Consider the following 17,634-nt stretch of genomic DNA (forward strand, 5'->3'; position numbering starts at 1 on the left):
GATGGCTGGATTAGCCTTTCATCGAGTCCCAGAACCCTTTGACCGCCGAAAAGAATTTCGACGAATGCGGGTTGTTTTCGGTGCTGAGCTCTTGGAACTCGTGGAGGAGTTCCTTTTGCTTGGACGTCAATTTCACAGGTGTCTCGACAACCAGCTCAATCAGCATATCGCCAGTTGAGCCACCACGCAGAGCGGGCATACCTTTACCGCGAAGACGCATCTGGCGACCAGATTGGCTGCCTTCAGGGATCTTCACGCGGCTACGGCCACCTTCGATTGTTGGCACCTCAACTTCGCCGCCCAGTGCTGCATCAACCATCGATACTGGAACGCGGCAGAACAAGGATGTTCCTTCGCGTTCAAAGAGCTCGTGCTCTGCCACTTCGATAAAGATATACAGGTCGCCCGATGGGCCACCGCGTAGACCGGCTTCGCCTTCGCCAGCGAGGCGGATGCGAGTGCCAGTTTCGACGCCTGCCGGGATGTTGACCGACAGTGCTTTTTCTTTTTCGACGCGGCCTGCACCGTGGCAGGATTTGCACGGGTTCTTGATCGTCTGACCCATGCCGTTACAGGTCGGACAGGTCCGTTCGACGGTAAAGAAGCCCTGTTGAGCGCGCACTTTACCCATGCCCGAGCAGGTTGGACAGGTGATGGGTTCGCTGCCGCCTTCGGCGCCCGTTCCGTTACACGAACCACACTGGCTCGATGCTGGAATGTTGATGGTCTTTTGCAGACCGCCAAAGGCTTCTTCGAGCGTGATGCGCAGGTTGTAGCGCAGGTCGTTGCCGCGTTGCGCGCGCGAACGGCCACCGCCTTGACGGCCACCACCCATGAAGTCGCCAAACAGATCGTCGAAAACATCAGAGAAGGCAGAGGCAAAGTCGCCGTGCCCTTGACCACCACGTGGTCCGCCACCCATGCCACCATCAAACGCAGCATGGCCATAACGGTCATAGGCTGCCTTTTTGTTGGCGTCTTTCAGGACGTCATAGGCCTCGTTCACTTCTTTGAACTGGGATTCTGCGTCCGGATTGTCAGAGTTACGGTCTGGGTGCAGTTCTTTGGCTTTCGTGCGGTAGGCCTTTTTCAGCTCTTCCGCGGTCGCGCCTTTGGATACACCTAAAACTTCGTAATAATCGCGTTTTGACATGCGTTCCCCCTTTGGGAAAGGAACAAACCGGCCCAGTCAGTCTGGGCCGGCCTATTCACAGCAGGGCTATGATTAGCCGCGCTTGTCTTCGCCAAGGTCCTCGAAGTCAGCGTCGAGGATGTCGTCATCTGCACCATCGTTGTCAGCAGCGTCAGAGTCGCCACCTTCTTGGGATGCTTTGTAGATGGCTTCACCAAGGCGCATGGATGCTTCGGTTACGTTCTGGATGCCCGACTTGATCTTGCCAGCATCGTCACCTTCAAGTTCGTCCTTGAGGGCAGCGACTGCCAGTTCGATTGCTTCGATGGTCGACGGGTCAACCTTGTCGCCGTGCTCTTCGATCGATTTCTCGGTTGCGTGAACGAGGCTTTCAGCCTGGTTTTTCGCTTCGACCAACTCTTTACGCTTCTTATCGGCTTCTGCGTTTTCTTCTGCGTCCTTGACCATCTTTTCGATGTCTTCGTCCGACAGACCGCCAGAGGCCTGAATCGTAATCTGCTGTTCTTTACCTGTGCCTTTGTCTTTCGCGCCAACGGATACGATACCGTTTGCGTCGATGTCGAAGGTCACTTCGATCTGTGGCATGCCGCGCGGTGCTGGCGGGATGTTTTCGAGGTTGAACTGACCGAGCATTTTGTTGTCGGCAGCCATCTCGCGTTCACCCTGGAACACACGAATGGTCACAGCGTTCTGGTTGTCTTCTGCGGTTGAGAAGACTTGGGATTTTTTGGTCGGGATCGTGGTGTTGCGGTCGATCAGACGGGTGAACACGCCACCCAACGTTTCGATGCCCAGCGACAGCGGGGTTACGTCCAGAAGAACGAGGTCCTTCAGGTCGCCCTGCAAAACGCCTGCCTGAATAGCAGCGCCCATTGCAACAACTTCGTCCGGGTTCACACCCTTGTGCGGCTCTTTACCGAAGAATTTGGTTACTTCTTCGATAACTTTAGGCATGCGGGTCATACCACCGACCAGAACGACTTCGTCGATGTCGGAAGTGGTGAGACCAGCGTCCTTCAGAGCAGCCTGACACGGTTTGATCGAGTTCTTGATCAGGTCAGCAACGAGGCTTTCCAGCTTTGCACGGGTCAGTTTCATGACCATGTGCAACGGCTGACCGTTCGAACCCATCGAGATGAACGGCTGGTTGATTTCGGTCTGCTGCGACGAGGACAGTTCGATTTTGGCTTTTTCAGCGGCTTCTTTCAGACGCTGCAGAGCCATTTTGTCAGAGGTCAGGTCAACGCCGTGCTCTTTCTTGAACTCGTCAGCGAGGTAGTTGACGATGCGCATGTCAAAGTCTTCACCGCCGAGGAAGGTGTCGCCGTTGGTCGATTTTACTTCGAATAGACCATCGTCGATTTCGAGGATGGTAACGTCGAATGTACCGCCGCCAAGGTCATAAACAGCGATGGTTTTGGTTTCATCTTTGTCCAGACCGTAGGCGAGTGCCGCAGCGGTCGGTTCGTTGATGATACGCAGAACTTCGAGGCCAGCGATTTTGCCAGCGTCTTTGGTTGCCTGACGCTGAGCGTCGTTAAAGTATGCCGGAACGGTGATAACCGCTTGGGTCACGTCTTCGCCAAGGTAAGATTCAGCGGTTTCTTTCATCTTTTGCAGAATGAAAGCCGAAACTTGGCTCGGAGAGTATTTCTCGCCACGGATCTCAACCCATGCGTCGCCGTTGCCGCCGTCTACAATTGCGTAGGGGACGAGCTTCTTGTCTTTTTCGACTTCAGCGTCGGTGGTGCGACGACCGATAAGACGCTTAACAGCGAATACGGTGTTATCAGGGTTGGTGACGGCCTGGCGTTTTGCCGGCTGACCAACAAGGCGCTCGTCTTCGGTGAAACCGACGATCGACGGAGTGGTACGTGCGCCTTCAGCGTTTTCGATGACGCGCGGTTTGGAACCATCAAGGATGGCTACGCAGGAGTTCGTGGTACCAAGGTCAATACCAATGACTTTTCCCATTTTTCAAATCCCTCTTCTTAGGCGGTTTGAGCTGCCCAGGCCCGGTGAACGGCACCTGAACCATCTGGAGTTAAATCTGGCTCGGAAAGTGGTCCGAACCGTGGATCAACGGGTATATAAGGTTGACAATTGCTGCCTGCAACGGGGGCAGGGCCGCAAAGATGGTAAAAAACAACTTGGGCAACAAAGATATGCAGGATCAACCAGAGCCAACCCTGACTGTTCGCGGCGTCAACGTGTTCAAGGGGCTATTATCGAAAGCCGAGCAGTCTGCGATGGTTGATGATTTGCGCGTGGTTGCCCAAGTGGCTCCGTTCTTTACGCCGAAAACGGCAAGCGGGCAGTCGATGAGCGTTAAGATGACATCCGCAGGTCGATTCGGTTGGGTGTCTGATGCAAATGGTTATCGCTACGAACAGCAGCACCCCTCAGGTGTCGCTTGGCCTGAGATTCCTCAATCAGTTCTTGCCGTTTGGAATGCGGTCTCTCGGTCAGAGCGAAGTCCTGAAAGTTGTCTGATCAACTACTATTCCTCGACAGCGAAAATGGGTTTGCATCAGGATCGGGATGAAAAGGATTTCAGCGCGCCTGTGGTTTCGATTTCTTTGGGAGACTCTGCATTGTTCCGCATTGGAAACGAAACACGCGGTGGTTCGACCGAGAGTATCTGGTTGGAAAGCGGCGATGTCTGTGTCCTCGGAGGGCCTTCGCGCCTTCTGTTTCACGGCATTGACCGAGTGAAGCCGAACACATCAACGCTGCTGACCAATGGTGGTAGGATCAACGTCACATTGCGGGTGGTGACGTGATTACCGAGCGGCGCTCCAGCTTTCGGATGCATATTTGCGGGTAAAGAATTCGGCCATGAGGCCGATTGTGATGCAAATGACACTGACGACGATTGGGTAAGTGTAATTGCTGTGGTGCGGGTAGTAGTTCACGAAAACAAATCCGCGCTCCTGATCGATACAATGGAACAGTGGGTTCCAGTCAAACATGGCGAGAATGTAGCTCGGCGTTGCGTTGGCGACGAACATCTTGCCCGATGCGATCATGTTCATGCGTGCATAGATCTGTTGTGCAATGCCTGTGAACTCGGGGAGCCATGGTTTCACCGACAGAAAAATCACGCCGATTGCCACGCCCGAGAACCAAGCGAGCAACAACATTGCCATCGCGCCAACGGGATTATCGATCGAGATCGGGTTCCCGATCACGTGGTAGAGATACAGGATAGTCAGAAGCGAGAGCACCTGTGTGTAGAGCGAGCCTAGTGCCGCAGATGAGATCAGTATTAATGAGTTCAGTGGTGCGTGTTTGAGCATGGCTGAGGTCGATCCGCCAGACCCAAAAACGGCGCCCATCGCCTTGGTATGGGTGAGAAAGAGAAACACGCCTGACATAATGTAGAGGAGGAAATCGCCACGGATCTGGCTCCGTCGCATGCCAAGAAGTTGGAACATCGCATAGAACGCACCAACAAAAACGAGCGCCTGCACCATGTTCATCAACAGGCCGACGATTGCGTTGCGGTGGCTCTTGCGAATTTCGCGCACAGTCGAGTGGAAGATGAGTTCCAGCATGGACCCGAGGGACCCCAGCATTGTGCGCGGTTGCTTGACTTGGAACATCTTAAACTTGCCTGTGACTGGCCGGGTCTTACGCCCGAATATCAACGAATTTCTTGCCGTTCTCTTAAGCCTCTACCATAAGAGGCACGACTTTGCCGATCAATTTTATGGTAAATACGGGCAGTCCGTCAGGAGAATTTAATGAATTTAGAAAAACTCGTCACCGTGATGCGTCAACTCTCGCTCGAAGCGGGGGACAAGATCATGGAAGTTTACAACAGTCCTGACTTTGAAATTAAGACCAAAAGCGACGAGAGCCCAGTGACCGAGGCCGATGAAGCTGCTGATGCGATCATCGCCGCTGGTCTCCGCGCGGCGTTCCCCGATGTGGCCCTTGTCACCGAAGAGCAAGCGGACAGCCATGGCCAAGATGTTTCAACGTTTTTGATCGTTGATCCGCTCGATGGCACCAAAGAATTCATCAACCGCCGCGGCGACTTCACAGTGAACATTGCTTATGTTCTGGATGGTTCGCCTGTGCGCGGTATTGTCTATGCGCCAGCAAAAGAACGCTTGTTCTACACCGATGCCGGCGGTAACGCGGTCGAAGAAGTCGGTCCGTTCGACAAAGAAACCGTTGGCGAATTGAAGCCTATTCGTGTGTCGAAACCCGACAATGAGGCGCTGTTCGTCGTCGCTTCGAAATCGCACCGTGATCAGGCAACAGATGACTATTTGGCGAAGTATAAAGCCAAAGATTTAAAGTCCGCAGGTTCGTCGCTGAAGTTTTGTCTTGTTGCCACGGGTGAAGCCGACCTCTATCCGCGCGTTGGCCGCACGATGGAGTGGGATACGGCTGCAGGTCATGCTGTCTTGGTCGGCGCAGGTGGCGACGTTGTGCGTTTCGATAACCATCAGCCGCTTCGCTATGGCAAAGAGGGCTTCGCGAACCCGTTCTTTATCGCCTATGCGCCGGGCGTTGATCTCAAGGAGGCTTAAGTGTCCACACTCATCGTAATCCCAGCACGGTTTGCGTCCACCCGCTATCCGGGGAAGCCTCTTGTTAAGCTAAAAGGCGCAACGGGTGAAGCGAAAAGCCTGATCAAGCGCAGCTGGGAAGCCGCGATGATGGTTCAAGGCGTGGACAAGGTTGTCGTTGCAACTGACGACGACCGCATTCGCGAGGCTGCGGAAGCGTTCGGTGCCGAGGTCGTTATGACCTCTGAGTCCTGCCAGAACGGCACAGAGCGTTGCGCCGAAGCGTTTGATAAACTGGGCGGCGGTTACGATGTTGTTGTGAACCTTCAAGGTGACGCACCACTGACCCCGCATTGGTTCGTAGAAGAGCTGATCAAGGGCCTCAAGGCGAGCCCCGTTGCCGAAGTTGCGACACCTGTTCTGCGGACCGAAGGTGAAGCTCTCAACGGGTTCCTTGAAGATCGCCGCGCTGGGCGTGTTGGTGGCACGACCGCTGTGTTCGGCATCGACTATAACGCACTCTATTTCAGCAAAGAGGTCATTCCCTACACTGGCAAGACTTACGCTGATGACGAAGAAACACCCGTTTTCCACCACGTCGGTGTCTATGCCTATCGTCCTTCGGCTTTGGCTGCTTACCCGCGCTGGGCTGCTGGCCCGTTGGAAAAACTGGAAGGGCTTGAGCAGCTACGTTTCCTTGAACGTGGCGTGCATGTTCTCTGCGTTGAGGTCGAAGCCCGTGGTCGCCAATTCTGGGAATTGAATAACCCCGAAGACGTGCCGCGCATCGAAGCGATGCTCAAGAAAATGGGAGCGGCGTGAGCGCGGCTCCTGTCAGCGTAATTGTCGTCAGCCGCGACCGCCCGCAGCATTTGCGGCGGTGCGTGAAGGGGCTGATGCAGCTATTGCACCCGAATTTCGAAATCGTTGTGGTCGCGGATCAACGCGGCTGCGAAGAGATGGCAGCGGGTGGATTTGCGAAAAGCATCAAGTTGATCCCGTTCGATGAGGCCAACATTGCTGCAGCGCGCAATGCAGGGCTTGAGGTGGCGGCAGGGACCATCGTCGCGTTTATCGATGACGATGCGATCCTAGAGCCGACGTGGCTCGACCACCTCGTCGGACCAATAGCGAGCCGTCAGGCCGTTGCTGCTGGGGGCTATGTGCGCGGTCGCAATGGAATTTCTTTTCAATGGAAAGCCCGCGACGTGCGTCCGAACGGGTGGTCAGAGGAACTGCTTCTCGACAGTGATGATCCGATTTGTGTTGAAGGTTCAGCACAGCAAGGAATCAAAACCGAAGGCACGAATATGGCCTTTGATCGCGATGTACTCTGCAAGCTAGGTGGCTTTGATCCTGCGTTTCAGTTCTATTTGGACGAAACAGACCTGAACATGCGTCTGGCAGGATTGGAAATGACAACAGCGATTGTGCCTCGTGCTCAGGTTCATCATGGTTTCGCAGCCAGTGATAAGCGCCGTGAGGACCGTGCGCCGACAACGCTTTTTCCAATCGGTCGGAGCCTGAAGGTTTTCCTGCGCAAGCACTTGCCCGAGGCGAAGCACGGTCCGGTCATCTACTCCGAAGTCAAAGCGCAACGCCGCCGACTGATTGAACATATGATCGCAGGCCGGATTGAGCCGAAGGATGTGTCAGTGCTCATGGCGACGATGACCCAAGGTCTGCTTGAGGGTGAAACCGCGAATATCGCTCCACTAGCGCCTATTTCGCCGTCAAAAGAGCCGTTCTTGAAGTTTGAAAAAGACGTCGGCGATGCAGGGCACATGGCGTTGGTCGGGCGTTGGTATTCCTGGTCTCGGGTCAAGGCAGCTGCGCGAATGGCTCGCGAAGAAGGCTACCGCGTGACTGTGTTCCGCTACAGCCTAACGGCTCTGTTCCATCACGTTCGGTTCCAAGAAGACGGTATCTGGTTACAACGCGGTGGATTGTTTGGTCGCTCTGATCGGTCAGATCCTATGTTCCGTCTGTGGACAAAAAAGTCACGAACCGCACATGAAATGAGCCGATTGGCTGGGATCAGAGACAAATTTCCGTAGCAATGGGCTGAAACGTGCCGAGCGTGTCGATACTGTTACTTATTGTGAATAAGGCGATGTGAACGGCATTTTTGTTGTGATAGGCGGCAGCTGTTAAAAAATTTAGCCAAGTTAATTGGAGTACGACATGAGCAGAAAAGTAACCAAAGCGATTTTCCCGGTTGCTGGTCTCGGAACGCGGTTTTTGCCCGCAACCAAATCGGTCCCGAAAGAGATTATGACTCTCGTGGATCGTCCATTGATCCAATACGCGATCGATGAGGCCCGCGAGGCAGGTATTACCGATTTCATCTTCGTTACGTCCAAAGGGAAATCTGCGCTCGAAGATTATTTTGACCGCTCGGTCGAGCTGGAAACTGATCTTGAAGCGAAGGGCAAACATGAACTGCTCGACGTTTTGAAGAGCACCTACATGGAAAGCGGCGCGATTGCGTATATTCGTCAGCACCGTGCTTTGGGTCTGGGTCACGCGGTCTGGTGTGCCCGTCGTTTGATTGGCGATGAACCCTTTGCTGTAATGCTGCCTGACGACGTGATCGCGGCTGATAAACCCTGCCTGAAGCAAATGGTTGAAGCCTACGAAGAAACGGGCGGCTGCATGGTTGCCGCGATGGAAGTCCCGCAGGAGAAGGCGTCGTCCTACGGTCTTTTGGATGTCAAAGCTGATATGGGTTCGGTTGTTTCGGTCAAGAACATGGTTGAAAAGCCAAAGCCGGAGGATGCGCCATCCAACCTCGCCGTTATTGGCCGTTATATTCTGACCCCCGACGTGATGCGGAACCTTGAGACCATCGATCGTGGCGCGGGTGGTGAATTGCAGCTAACCGATGCGATCGCCGAAGAGCTACGTCAGAACCGCAATGTGTTTGGCTATCGTTTCGAAGGCCAACGCTTTGACTGCGGTTCTAAGGCAGGCTTCTTGCAGGCAACTGTTGCGTTTGGTCTTGCTCGGTCGGACCTTCGCGGTGAATTCGAAACGTATCTTGATGATCTCTACGCGGTTCGTCAGGCCCAACTTTAAGGGCGAAGTTTATGACAACTGTTCTGGTAACGGGTGGAGCGGGCTATATCGGCTCGCACGCGTGTAAGGCGCTCAAGGCGGCGGGTTATACGCCCGTCACCTTTGATAACTTGATCACGGGTTGGGAAGACGCCGTAAAATTCGGTCCATTTGAACGCGGTGATTTGCTTGATCGCACGCGTTTGGACGAGGTTTTTGCAAAGCATAAACCCGTTGCCGTGATGCATTTCGCTGCGCTGAGCCAAGTTGGCGATAGCATGAAAGACCCGGGTAGCTATTGGCGCAACAACGTTAGCGGGTCTCTGAACCTGATTGAGGCCGCTGTCGATGCGGGTTGTATGCAGTTCGTATTTTCGTCGACCTGTGCCACCTATGGCGAACAGGATGGTGTGACGCTCGACGAAACCTGTGTTCAGCAGCCGATCAACGCCTATGGCGCATCGAAGCGCGCCATTGAGGATATGTTGGTCAATTTTGGTCAGAGCCATGGCCTGCGGTCAGTGATTTTCCGATATTTCAACGTCGCGGGCGCCGATCCTGAAGCTGAGGTTGGCGAATTCCACCAGCCAGAGACGCACCTCATTCCGCTCATGTTGGACGCGATTGACGGTAAGCGCGCGGCGTTGACGATCTTTGGCACCGATTACGATACGCCTGATGGCACCTGCATTCGTGACTATGTTCACGTTTGCGATCTCGTTGATGCGCATGTGTTGGGCGTTAAGTGGCTCGAAGATGGCAAAGATGGTCGGGTGTTCAATTTAGGCACCGGCAGCGGCTTTTCCGTCCGCGAGGTCGTGGCGCATTCTGCCGAGGTCACGAACAAAGAGGTCCCGATGATCGAAGGGGATCGTCGACCCGGTGATGCAACGAAATTGGTATCAGGTAGCACGCGTGCAATTGAGGAGTTGGGTTGGGCGCCGTCTCGGTCTACACTTCGTCAAATGATTACAGACGCGTGGCGTTGGCACCAAAGTGGACACTATAATAAATAACGCTTCAGGCAGGGTTCTGGACATCACACGTCTGGTTGGGCGTGCGGGTCGAGTCCTGACGGGTGTTGATCGTGTCGAACTAGCGTATCTGCGCCGTTTCCTAGCGGATGATGTCCCCTGCTATTTCATCGCCCGAACGTCCTATGGATATGTTTTGCTGGATCGTTCTGGTGGGCAATCCATTCTTCGGGCGACGTTGAAAGGTGAGTGGGGGCAATCAGACCTTCTTTCGCGTCTTAGGTTCAAGATGCCAAAGCGTGTTCAGGCAGCTCAAAGCTTTGTTCGCAAGCATCGTGTGGCCCGTTGTGGACGAAGCCGATTGGCGTTGATGTTATCAGAGCATCTGCCCAAAGGTGTCGATCTCTACATTGTTGGGCATACGAATTTGGAGTTCGAATTCGTTTCTGCGTTCAAGTTAAGCGTCGATGCGCGTGTCCACGTGATGATCCACGATACGATCCCGTTGGATTATCCAGAGGTTCAGCGTCCGCAAACCGTCACCGACTTCAATCGGCAACTGCGTGTCGTGTCCGAAGAAGCCGACCGTGTGATCGCAGTGTCCAAGGTCACGAACGATAGCCTCACACCACATTTGCAGCGGCACGGGCGTGTTCCGCCGATCATTGTGGCGCATCCAGGTATTGACCCCGTGATGCCGCGGTATGCTGAAATTCCGCCAGATCTTGATCTGTCTCGGCCGTATTTCGTGACAGTCGGCACCATTGAACCACGGAAGTATCATTCTCTCTTGCTTGAGGTTTGGGAGTCTTTGGATACCGAAGAGCGACCTCTTTTGCTGATCTGTGGCAACCGTGGTTGGCTGAACCAAACGGTCTTTGAGGCTTTGGATCGTGGTGTGCCCGATGTGATCGAAGTGCCCGATCTAAGCGATTCTGCTCTCGCGGCGGTCGTGCATGGTTCTAAGGGGATGCTCTTTCCGTCGATTGCAGAAGGTTTCGGGATGCCCCCAATTGAAGCTGCCGCGCTGGGCACGCCTGTCGTTTGCGCAGATTTACCCGTTTACCGCGAAACCTTGGGTGATCGGATTGTTTACCTAGACCCACAAGATAACTATTCTTGGCGGGAAACCGTTAACGAATTAAAGACAAACGAAGACGGGGAGCGGGTTGCCTACGTATCATTGCCAAAGTGGGACGATCACTTTGCGGCTGTGTTGGGAGTAGCGACAGCTTCGCTTGAAAGCTGACTAGGTAAGGGGCCGTTTTGGGGCTTTGGAGATCATACAGGCTAAGGGTTCAGCGTCGCCGCTGGCTCGTTCGTGCGCTGCGCAAGCGTCACGAACTTACGCCTATCGCAGATCGCACCTCTCAAATCCGCAAAAGCGACATCCTGCTTGTCTCGACGCTGCGCAACGAAGACGTGCGGTTGCCGTATTTCCTGCAGTATTACCGTGACCTCGGCGTTAACCACTTTCTGATGATCGACAACGATAGCGATGATGGTGGGCGAGAGTATCTTGCGGATCAGTCGGACGTTTCGATTTGGTCGACGGGTAAAAGCTATAAGCGGTCCCGCTTTGGCATCGACTGGGTGAACTGGCTGTTGATGCGCTACGGCCACGGGCATTGGACTTTGGTCGTCGATCCAGACGAACTGTTTGTTTTCCCGTTCTGCGATACGCGACCTATTCGCGCTTTGACCGATTGGCTAGACGCGTCATCGATCAAATCGTTCTCGGCCATGTTGTTGGATATGTACCCGAAGGGGCCTATTTCGGCGATCCCATACCGCCGCGGTGATGACCCCCTAGAGATCGCAAACTGGTTTGATAGCGGAAATTACGCCATCCAGCGGAACCCGTCATTCGGCAACCTTTGGATCCAAGGTGGTCCACGGGCGCGGGCGTTTTTCCAAGATAACCCAGAGCGTGCACCCGCGTTGAATAAAGTTCCACTGGTCAAATGGGATCGTCGTTACGCCTATGTCAGCAGCACTCACATGCTGCTCCCGCGTGGCCTGAACCTCGTTTACGATGAATGGGGTGGCGAAAAGGCATCGGGCATTCTGCTCCATACAAAGTTCCTCGATACGCTGACCGTGAAAGCCCACGAGGAACTCGCGCGTAAACAACATTACGCGGCGAGCCACGAATATAAGGCCTACGTCGCAGGGCTACAGGACAACACCGATTTGTGGTGCAAGTGGTCCGAAAAATACATCAACTGGCGTCAGCTCGAAATTCTGGGCCTTATGTCCAAGGGGAACTGGGCATGACGCAGGTTGGGGTAGTTATGCTGGTTCACACCGCGCTGCATCGTGCAGAGCAGGTGATCCGCAATTGGGTGAAAAGCGGTTGCCCTGTCGTTGTCCATGTCGACGCCAAGGTGAATAAGGCGCGCTACGACAAATTCGTAAGTGCCGTGTCGGACATGCCAGAAGTGACTTTCTCGCCCCGTCACAAATGTGAATGGGGAACGTGGGGCATCGTTGCCGCGACCCAAGAGGCCAGCGAAAAAATCCTGCGGGACCATCCGTCGGTTACGCATGTCTATTTGGCATCTGGCTCGTGCTTGCCTTTGCGGCCCGTTGATGAACTGCACGACTATCTGACCGAACGTCCACGCGTTGATTTTATCGAGAGCGCGACAACGGCTGACGTGCCTTGGACAGTCGGCGGGCTTGATCACGAACGTTTCACGCTGCGGTTTCCGTTTTCGTGGAAGACCCAGCGGCAGTTGTTCGATTTCTACGTGGACCTGCAGCGCCGCGTGAAATTCAAACGTAAAATCCCCAAGGGCATCGTCCCGCATATGGGGTCGCAATGGTGGTGCCTGACGCGTCAGACGTTGTCTGCGATCCTCGAAGACCCAGATCGACCTACTTATGATCTGTATTTCAAGAAGGTTTGGATCCCCGACGAGAGCTATTTCCAAACGCTGTCTCGTTTGTATTCACCAAACGTTGAGAGCCGTTCGCTGACCCTGTCGAAATTCGATTTCCAAGGGAAGCCGCACATTTTCTACGACGACCACCTGCAGCTTTTGCGGCGGTCTGATTGTTTTGTGGCGCGTAAGATTTGGCCTCATGCGAACCGTTTGTATGACGCCTTCCTTGGACCGTCGGCGGGCCTAAAGGCGGCTGAACCGAACCCCGGTAAAATCGATCGAATTTTTGCCCGAGCGGTTGATCGTCGAACCCGTGGTCGCGCGGGTCTTTACATGCAGAGCCGTTTTCCGAACCAAGACTGGGAAAATGGCGTAACCTGCGGTCCCTATTCGATGTTCGAAGGCTTTACTGAGTTGTTCGAGGATTTCGAACCTTGGTTGGCGAAGGCGACAGGTGCGCGGGTACACGGTCACTTGTTTGCACCGGAACGGGTTGAGTTCGAGGGGCGTCAGGCGACTTTTGTTGGTGCATTGTCGGACTGTCCGAAGTTGCGGGACTACAACACGCGAAGCTTCTTGCGGAGCCTTGTTTGGAATACCCGCGGCGAACGTCAGTGTTTTCAATTCGGCCCACATGACACCCAAGATATCAGCTGGGACGTTGCGCGTGATCCTAACGCACAGGTCAGTGTTATTTCTGGTGCATGGGCCGTGCCTTTGTTCCAATCGAACCGCAACTTTGCAGACCTCCGCGAAGAGGCCGCACGGCTGCAGAGGATCGAAAGCGAACACCTGCTTGCGCTGCGTGCGATTTATACAAAGGCGCGCGTCCGTATTTGGACCATGGCCGAGTTCATTGAATCGCCGATGGAAGCGCTGCAAACTGTTGTGGACGAAATCACCGGCAAGAACGTCCGTCGTCTGACCGAAGCCCCCCGGATGGTTGATCTAACAGGCTTTGGGCAGTTCCTACAAAATTTGAAGAATCAGGGGATGCACCCCTACCTCATGGGCGATTTTCCAGTCGATTCCGTGGCCACGAATGAACCGCGCAGTGCGCGAAAACCCTATTTGGTTCGGTAGTTTATGTCGAAATTCGATTACTTTATTGTTTTTGCCGAAATGCGAACGGGGTCGAATTTCCTCGAAGCGAATTTGAACGCTTTTGAGGGCATTGAATGCCACGGTGAGGCGTTCAACCCGCACTTCATCGGCTACCCGAACAAAGACAATATCTTGGGGGTGTCGCAAGCTCAGCGAGACGCAAATGCGAACCATCTGATTGATACGATCAAAGCGCTTTCCGACGGGCTAGGTGGCTTTCGCTATTTCCACGACCACGATCCGCGCGTTTTGGACATTGCTTTGTCTGATCCGCGTTGTGCAAAGATCGTCCTGACTCGAAATCCTGTCGATAGCTATGTGAGTTGGAAAATCGCGCAGGCGACGGGGCAGTGGAAGCTTACGAATGTTAAGAACGCTCGATCTGAAACTGTCGCCTTCAATGCCGAAGAGTTCGAAAACCACCTGACGGCGTTACAGGAGTTTCAAATCTACCTCCTCAACAGCCTGCAAAAGACGGGTCAAACAGCGTTCTATGTGGCCTACGAGGACCTGCAAGACGTCGATGTGATGAACGGCCTCGCAGCATTCCTTGGCACTGATGCACGGCTTGAGGCTCTTGACAAGACGCTCAAGAAACAGAACCCAGAGCCGATATCTGAGAAGGTGAGTAACTTCGATGCGATGGAGCGGGCGCTCACGCGTTTGGATCGGTTCAATCTGTCTCGCACGCCGAACTTTGAACCGCGCCGTGGGGCCATGATCCCGCAATATATCGCGGCGGCCGAGACGCCATTGATGTATATGCCGATCAAAGGTGGGCCAGAGGCTGCTGTGGCAGAATGGTTAACCTGTTTGGATGGTGCTCCTGTGATAGAGGGCTTTACCCAGAAAACGGTGCGTCAGTGGAAACGGTCTAATCCTGGCCACAGAGCGTTTACGGTAGTGCGTCATCCCTTGGCACGCGCCCACGCTGCGTTCTGCACACATATCCTCGGGCTGGATGACGGGCCTGTTTATGGTGAAATTCGCAAGACCCTGCGCCAGATGTTCAAGGTGCCGATTCCAAAAGACACCCCTCCGAGCGAGGCTTACGACGACTATGCACATCGGGCGGCCTTTTTGTCGTTCCTGAGTTTCCTCAAGGCAAACGTGCAGGCGCAGACGGCGATCAGGGTCGATAACTCATGGGCCTCTCAATGGGCCGTTGTTCAGGGGTTTTCGAATTTCGCGACGCCAAACATTATCATCCGCGAAGACCAACTTCCCTTGGATTTGGCATACCTAGCTGCGTCTGTTGGACGTACGGACGCCCCTGATTTTGCATCCCTGACCGACCCTTTCGCGGATCGTTTGGCACGCATCTATGACGCAGAATTGGAAAAGGCATCTAACGATGCCTATTCACGCGATTACATGAGTTTTGGTTTTGACGCGTGGCGCGCTTAGGCGGCCTGTGTCGACTGCACTTCCGTCAAGATAGCGTGCAGGGTCGCAGGATCGCTATTCGCCCGTAGCTTTGCGCAGATTGCAGGGTCCCGCATTGTGCGCGAGACGAGAGCGAGTGCTTTAAGGTGCTCAACACCAGCAGTGTCAGGTGCCAAGAGTGCAAACACGAGGTCCACAGGCTGGCGATCAACGGAATCAAAGTCGAGCGGCTTCTCGAGACGCAGAAATATGCCGCGCACGGCGGTCGCATCTTTCAAGCGGGCATGGGGCAAGGCAATGCCGTGTCCCACGCCAGTAGGCCCAAGGTTTTCGCGATCCAACAACGCATCGACAACGTCGGACGCATTAAAGCCGTAGCAATTCTGCGCCAAGTCGGCGAGGTCATGGAACAACCGTTTCTTGCTGGTCGAAGACGTGATTGTCTTGACCGCATCGGTCTTCAGAATATCCGAAAGTTGCATTAAATCGCCTTGGGCCTTTCGACGGCATAAGTCGATTACTTCGGATCGACCCAGCCTATGTTTCCGTCTTCCCGGCGGTAAACTACGTTCAGTCCGCCGTGTTTTTCGTTTCTAAAGACCTGGACCGTGCTATGGGCCAACTCCATCTGCATCACCGCCTCACCAACTGAAATGGATGGAATTTTGGTTTCCATCTCAGCGATGATCATCGGCGCGACAGCTGCTTCGCTCTCGTCTTCCGACTCCTCGGTTGCGGCGAGGATATAAGAGGAACTGGCCATAAGTTCAACCGGAGTTGTCCTTTCGGAGTGGTGATCCTTCAACCGACGTTTGTAGCGGCGGAGTTGTTTGTCCATTTTTTCGCAGCAGCTGTCAAAAGCTGCATAGATTTCATGGGCATGCGACTTTGCTTGGGCCGTGAGGCCAGTCGATAGGTGGACAACGGTTTCGCAAACAAATTCGGGACCGGACTTGGAGAAGATAACAACCGCATCGGTTGGTCGACCTGCGTATTTGCCTAACGTCTCACCGAGTTCGGTTTTGACGTGGCTCTGCAGGGCTTCGCCGATATCAATTTGTTTTCCGCTGATTTGGTAACGCATGGTATCTCCTCTTCACTTGCTTACACGACCATAGAAAAGCATTCGCGAGTCAACGCGGCTGGTATGACGGTGTGTGGGATAAGATGACAGTTGGTCTGAGCGCGTCCGTCAGGCTGGTGAGCCTGCGAAGGAACGCGAAGGGGAACAAATTGTGTCATCGCCTTCATGACACGACCGATCCGAAGTTTTGTCAATGACCCACTTCGGCTAGCGGCGAAAATCGGTCAGTTCACGCGGAACGTATTGCCCAGATAAACGCGGCGCACGTTTTCGTCGCGCACCACGTCTTCAGTGGTGCCAGACATGAGGACTTTGCCATCGTGAAGGATGTATGCGCGGTCCACAATTTCCAATGTTTCCCGAACGTTATGATCAGTGATCAGAACGCCGATACCTCGGTTTTTCAGATCAGATACGAGATGCCGAATTTCACCTACGGCGATCGGGTCAACGCCTGCAAAGGGTTCGTCGAACAGCACATATTTCGGACCCGCAGCAAGGCAGCGGGCGATTTCAACGCGACGACGTTCCCCGCCTGACAGCGCGAGGGCGGGCGCACGGCGGAGGTGTTCGATGCTGAATTCGCTGAGTAGGCTTTCGAGTCGTTCACGGCGGCTCTTTGGGTCACTCTCGCAAATTTCGAGGATCGACATGATGTTGTCTTCGACGTTGAGGCCGCGGAAGATCGACATCTCTTGGGGGAGATAGCCGATGCCAAGACGGGCTCTGCGATACATGGGTAGGGCAGTCACGTCGCGGCCATCCACGATCACTTTGCCGCCTTCGGGGGAAACGAGGCCCGCAATCGAGTAGAAGGTCGTTGTCTTACCACATCCGTTCGGACCGAGCAGGGCGACCACTTCACCACGATTGAGACGCAGCGTTACGTCCCGAATGACGGTCCGCTTTTTGTAGCTTTTCCGCAGATTGACGATTTGCAGACCAACATCGCCTTCGGTGACAGAGAGGTCAGTCATCAATTGTTGTCCTGTTGCGTGAGCGTCGTCCGCACCCGACCATCAAGCTGCGCTTCGCCTGTGTCGAGGTTCACAGTCATCCGTTCTGAGGCAATCGAGCTGGCGCCTTGGGTCAACATAACGTTGCCTGTCATGATGAGACGGCGGTCGGTGAGGTTGTATTCAGCACGATCGGACTGGGCAGCATCGTTTTCGGTGACAAAGATCACATGACCTTCGGCCAAAAGGCGGGAAATGTCGCCGCTGGCTTCGAGGTAGATCACCTCAACGCTATCAGCGGATAGGCGCAAGGTCCCTTGGGCAATCACGACATCGCCCGTGAAAACAGCCGATCCAGTGTCCCGATTCACGGTAAGAGATTCGGACGCGATTTCGACGGGCGCAGTCGCATCGGCGGAAAATCCGTCCAGCGCAATATTCGTTTGCGCGATGGCTGGCGATGCCAGCAAAAGCGACAGGGCAAACAAATATCCGCGTTTCAAAGACAT

General features: G+C 54.3%; 17 protein-coding genes. 10 read left to right on the top strand and 7 right to left on the bottom strand.

Annotated elements, in window-relative coordinates; all coding sequences use genetic code 11:
- Positions 1-10: 10 nt before the first annotated feature.
- Complete coding sequence (gene dnaJ, locus QWY83_RS00425) at positions 11-1,153, bottom strand: molecular chaperone DnaJ (protein ID WP_249946627.1); 1,143 nt, start codon at positions 1,151-1,153, stop codon at positions 11-13.
- A 72-nt stretch (positions 1,154-1,225) separates the two neighbouring features.
- Positions 1,226-3,127 carry a molecular chaperone DnaK gene (gene dnaK, locus QWY83_RS00430; protein ID WP_249946628.1) on the bottom strand — a complete coding sequence of 634 codons (1,902 nt, stop codon included), beginning with the start codon at positions 3,125-3,127 and terminating at the stop codon, positions 1,226-1,228.
- A gap of 161 nt (positions 3,128-3,288) precedes the next feature.
- Between dnaK and QWY83_RS00435 the strand changes: the two genes are divergently transcribed.
- The gene (locus tag QWY83_RS00435) at positions 3,289-3,936 is read left to right on the top strand and encodes an alpha-ketoglutarate-dependent dioxygenase AlkB (protein WP_249946629.1); all 648 of its coding nucleotides are present in this window, start codon (positions 3,289-3,291) and stop codon (positions 3,934-3,936) included.
- Here the strand turns inward: QWY83_RS00435 and QWY83_RS00440 are convergent, their stop codons facing one another.
- Positions 3,937-4,758: an ABC transporter permease gene (locus tag QWY83_RS00440; protein WP_249946630.1), complete on the bottom strand. Its 822-nt coding sequence runs from the start codon at positions 4,756-4,758 to the stop codon at positions 3,937-3,939. It abuts the gene before it with no gap.
- Positions 4,759-4,899: 141 nt separating this feature from the next.
- Here QWY83_RS00440 and cysQ point away from each other — a divergent pair, with 141 nt between their 5' ends.
- From cysQ to QWY83_RS00485, 9 genes are all read left to right on the top strand, one after another.
- The gene (gene cysQ / locus QWY83_RS00445; protein WP_249946631.1) at positions 4,900-5,697 is read left to right on the top strand and encodes a 3'(2'),5'-bisphosphate nucleotidase CysQ; all 798 of its coding nucleotides are present in this window, start codon (positions 4,900-4,902) and stop codon (positions 5,695-5,697) included.
- Positions 5,698-6,498: a 3-deoxy-manno-octulosonate cytidylyltransferase gene (locus QWY83_RS00450; protein ID WP_249946632.1), complete on the top strand. Its 801-nt coding sequence runs from the start codon at positions 5,698-5,700 to the stop codon at positions 6,496-6,498. It abuts the gene before it with no gap.
- On the top strand, positions 6,495-7,733 hold the full coding sequence (locus QWY83_RS00455; RefSeq protein ID WP_249946633.1) for a glycosyltransferase family 2 protein: 1,239 nt from the start codon (positions 6,495-6,497) through the stop codon (positions 7,731-7,733). The genes QWY83_RS00450 and QWY83_RS00455 overlap by 4 nt, the downstream gene beginning before the upstream one ends.
- Before the next feature lie 127 nt (positions 7,734-7,860).
- A complete protein-coding gene (galU, locus tag QWY83_RS00460; RefSeq protein ID WP_105236148.1) occupies positions 7,861-8,754 on the top strand; it encodes a UTP--glucose-1-phosphate uridylyltransferase GalU in 894 nt (297 codons plus the stop codon).
- An 11-nt stretch (positions 8,755-8,765) separates the two neighbouring features.
- Positions 8,766-9,749, top strand: a complete 984-nt coding sequence (gene galE / locus QWY83_RS00465) for a UDP-glucose 4-epimerase GalE (protein WP_249946634.1) — start codon at positions 8,766-8,768, stop codon at positions 9,747-9,749.
- Positions 9,730-10,956 carry a glycosyltransferase family 4 protein gene (locus tag QWY83_RS00470; RefSeq protein WP_249946635.1) on the top strand — a complete coding sequence of 409 codons (1,227 nt, stop codon included), beginning with the start codon at positions 9,730-9,732 and terminating at the stop codon, positions 10,954-10,956. The genes galE and QWY83_RS00470 overlap by 20 nt, the downstream gene beginning before the upstream one ends.
- A gap of 17 nt (positions 10,957-10,973) precedes the next feature.
- On the top strand, positions 10,974-11,984 hold the full coding sequence (locus QWY83_RS00475) for a glycosyltransferase family 2 protein (protein WP_249946636.1): 1,011 nt from the start codon (positions 10,974-10,976) through the stop codon (positions 11,982-11,984).
- Entirely contained in the window at positions 11,981-13,678 is a 1,698-nt protein-coding gene (locus tag QWY83_RS00480) for a beta-1,6-N-acetylglucosaminyltransferase (protein ID WP_249946637.1), read from the top strand. The genes QWY83_RS00475 and QWY83_RS00480 overlap by 4 nt, the downstream gene beginning before the upstream one ends.
- Positions 13,679-13,681: 3 nt before the next feature.
- Positions 13,682-15,106, top strand: a complete 1,425-nt coding sequence (locus QWY83_RS00485; protein WP_249946638.1) for a sulfotransferase family 2 domain-containing protein — start codon at positions 13,682-13,684, stop codon at positions 15,104-15,106.
- Here the strand turns inward: QWY83_RS00485 and QWY83_RS00490 are convergent.
- The 4 genes from QWY83_RS00490 to lptA all read right to left on the bottom strand — a co-directional run bounded on the left by QWY83_RS00490 (position 15,103) and on the right by lptA (position 17,634).
- Positions 15,103-15,567 (bottom strand): PTS sugar transporter subunit IIA, encoded by a 465-nt coding sequence (locus tag QWY83_RS00490; protein ID WP_249946639.1) that lies wholly within the window; start codon positions 15,565-15,567, stop codon positions 15,103-15,105. The genes QWY83_RS00485 and QWY83_RS00490 overlap by 4 nt on opposite strands.
- 35 nt (positions 15,568-15,602) lie before the next feature.
- Entirely contained in the window at positions 15,603-16,169 is a 567-nt protein-coding gene (hpf, locus tag QWY83_RS00495) for a ribosome hibernation-promoting factor, HPF/YfiA family (protein WP_105236142.1), read from the bottom strand.
- A gap of 224 nt (positions 16,170-16,393) precedes the next feature.
- A complete protein-coding gene (gene lptB, locus QWY83_RS00500; protein WP_067552580.1) occupies positions 16,394-17,146 on the bottom strand; it encodes an LPS export ABC transporter ATP-binding protein in 753 nt (250 codons plus the stop codon).
- Complete coding sequence (gene lptA, locus QWY83_RS00505) at positions 17,146-17,634, bottom strand: lipopolysaccharide transport periplasmic protein LptA (RefSeq protein WP_249946640.1); 489 nt, start codon at positions 17,632-17,634, stop codon at positions 17,146-17,148. The genes lptB and lptA overlap by 1 nt, the downstream gene beginning before the upstream one ends.

It is taken from the genome of Marivivens donghaensis, assembly GCF_030410045.1.
GTDB classification, from domain to species: domain Bacteria; phylum Pseudomonadota; class Alphaproteobacteria; order Rhodobacterales; family Rhodobacteraceae; genus Marivivens; species Marivivens donghaensis.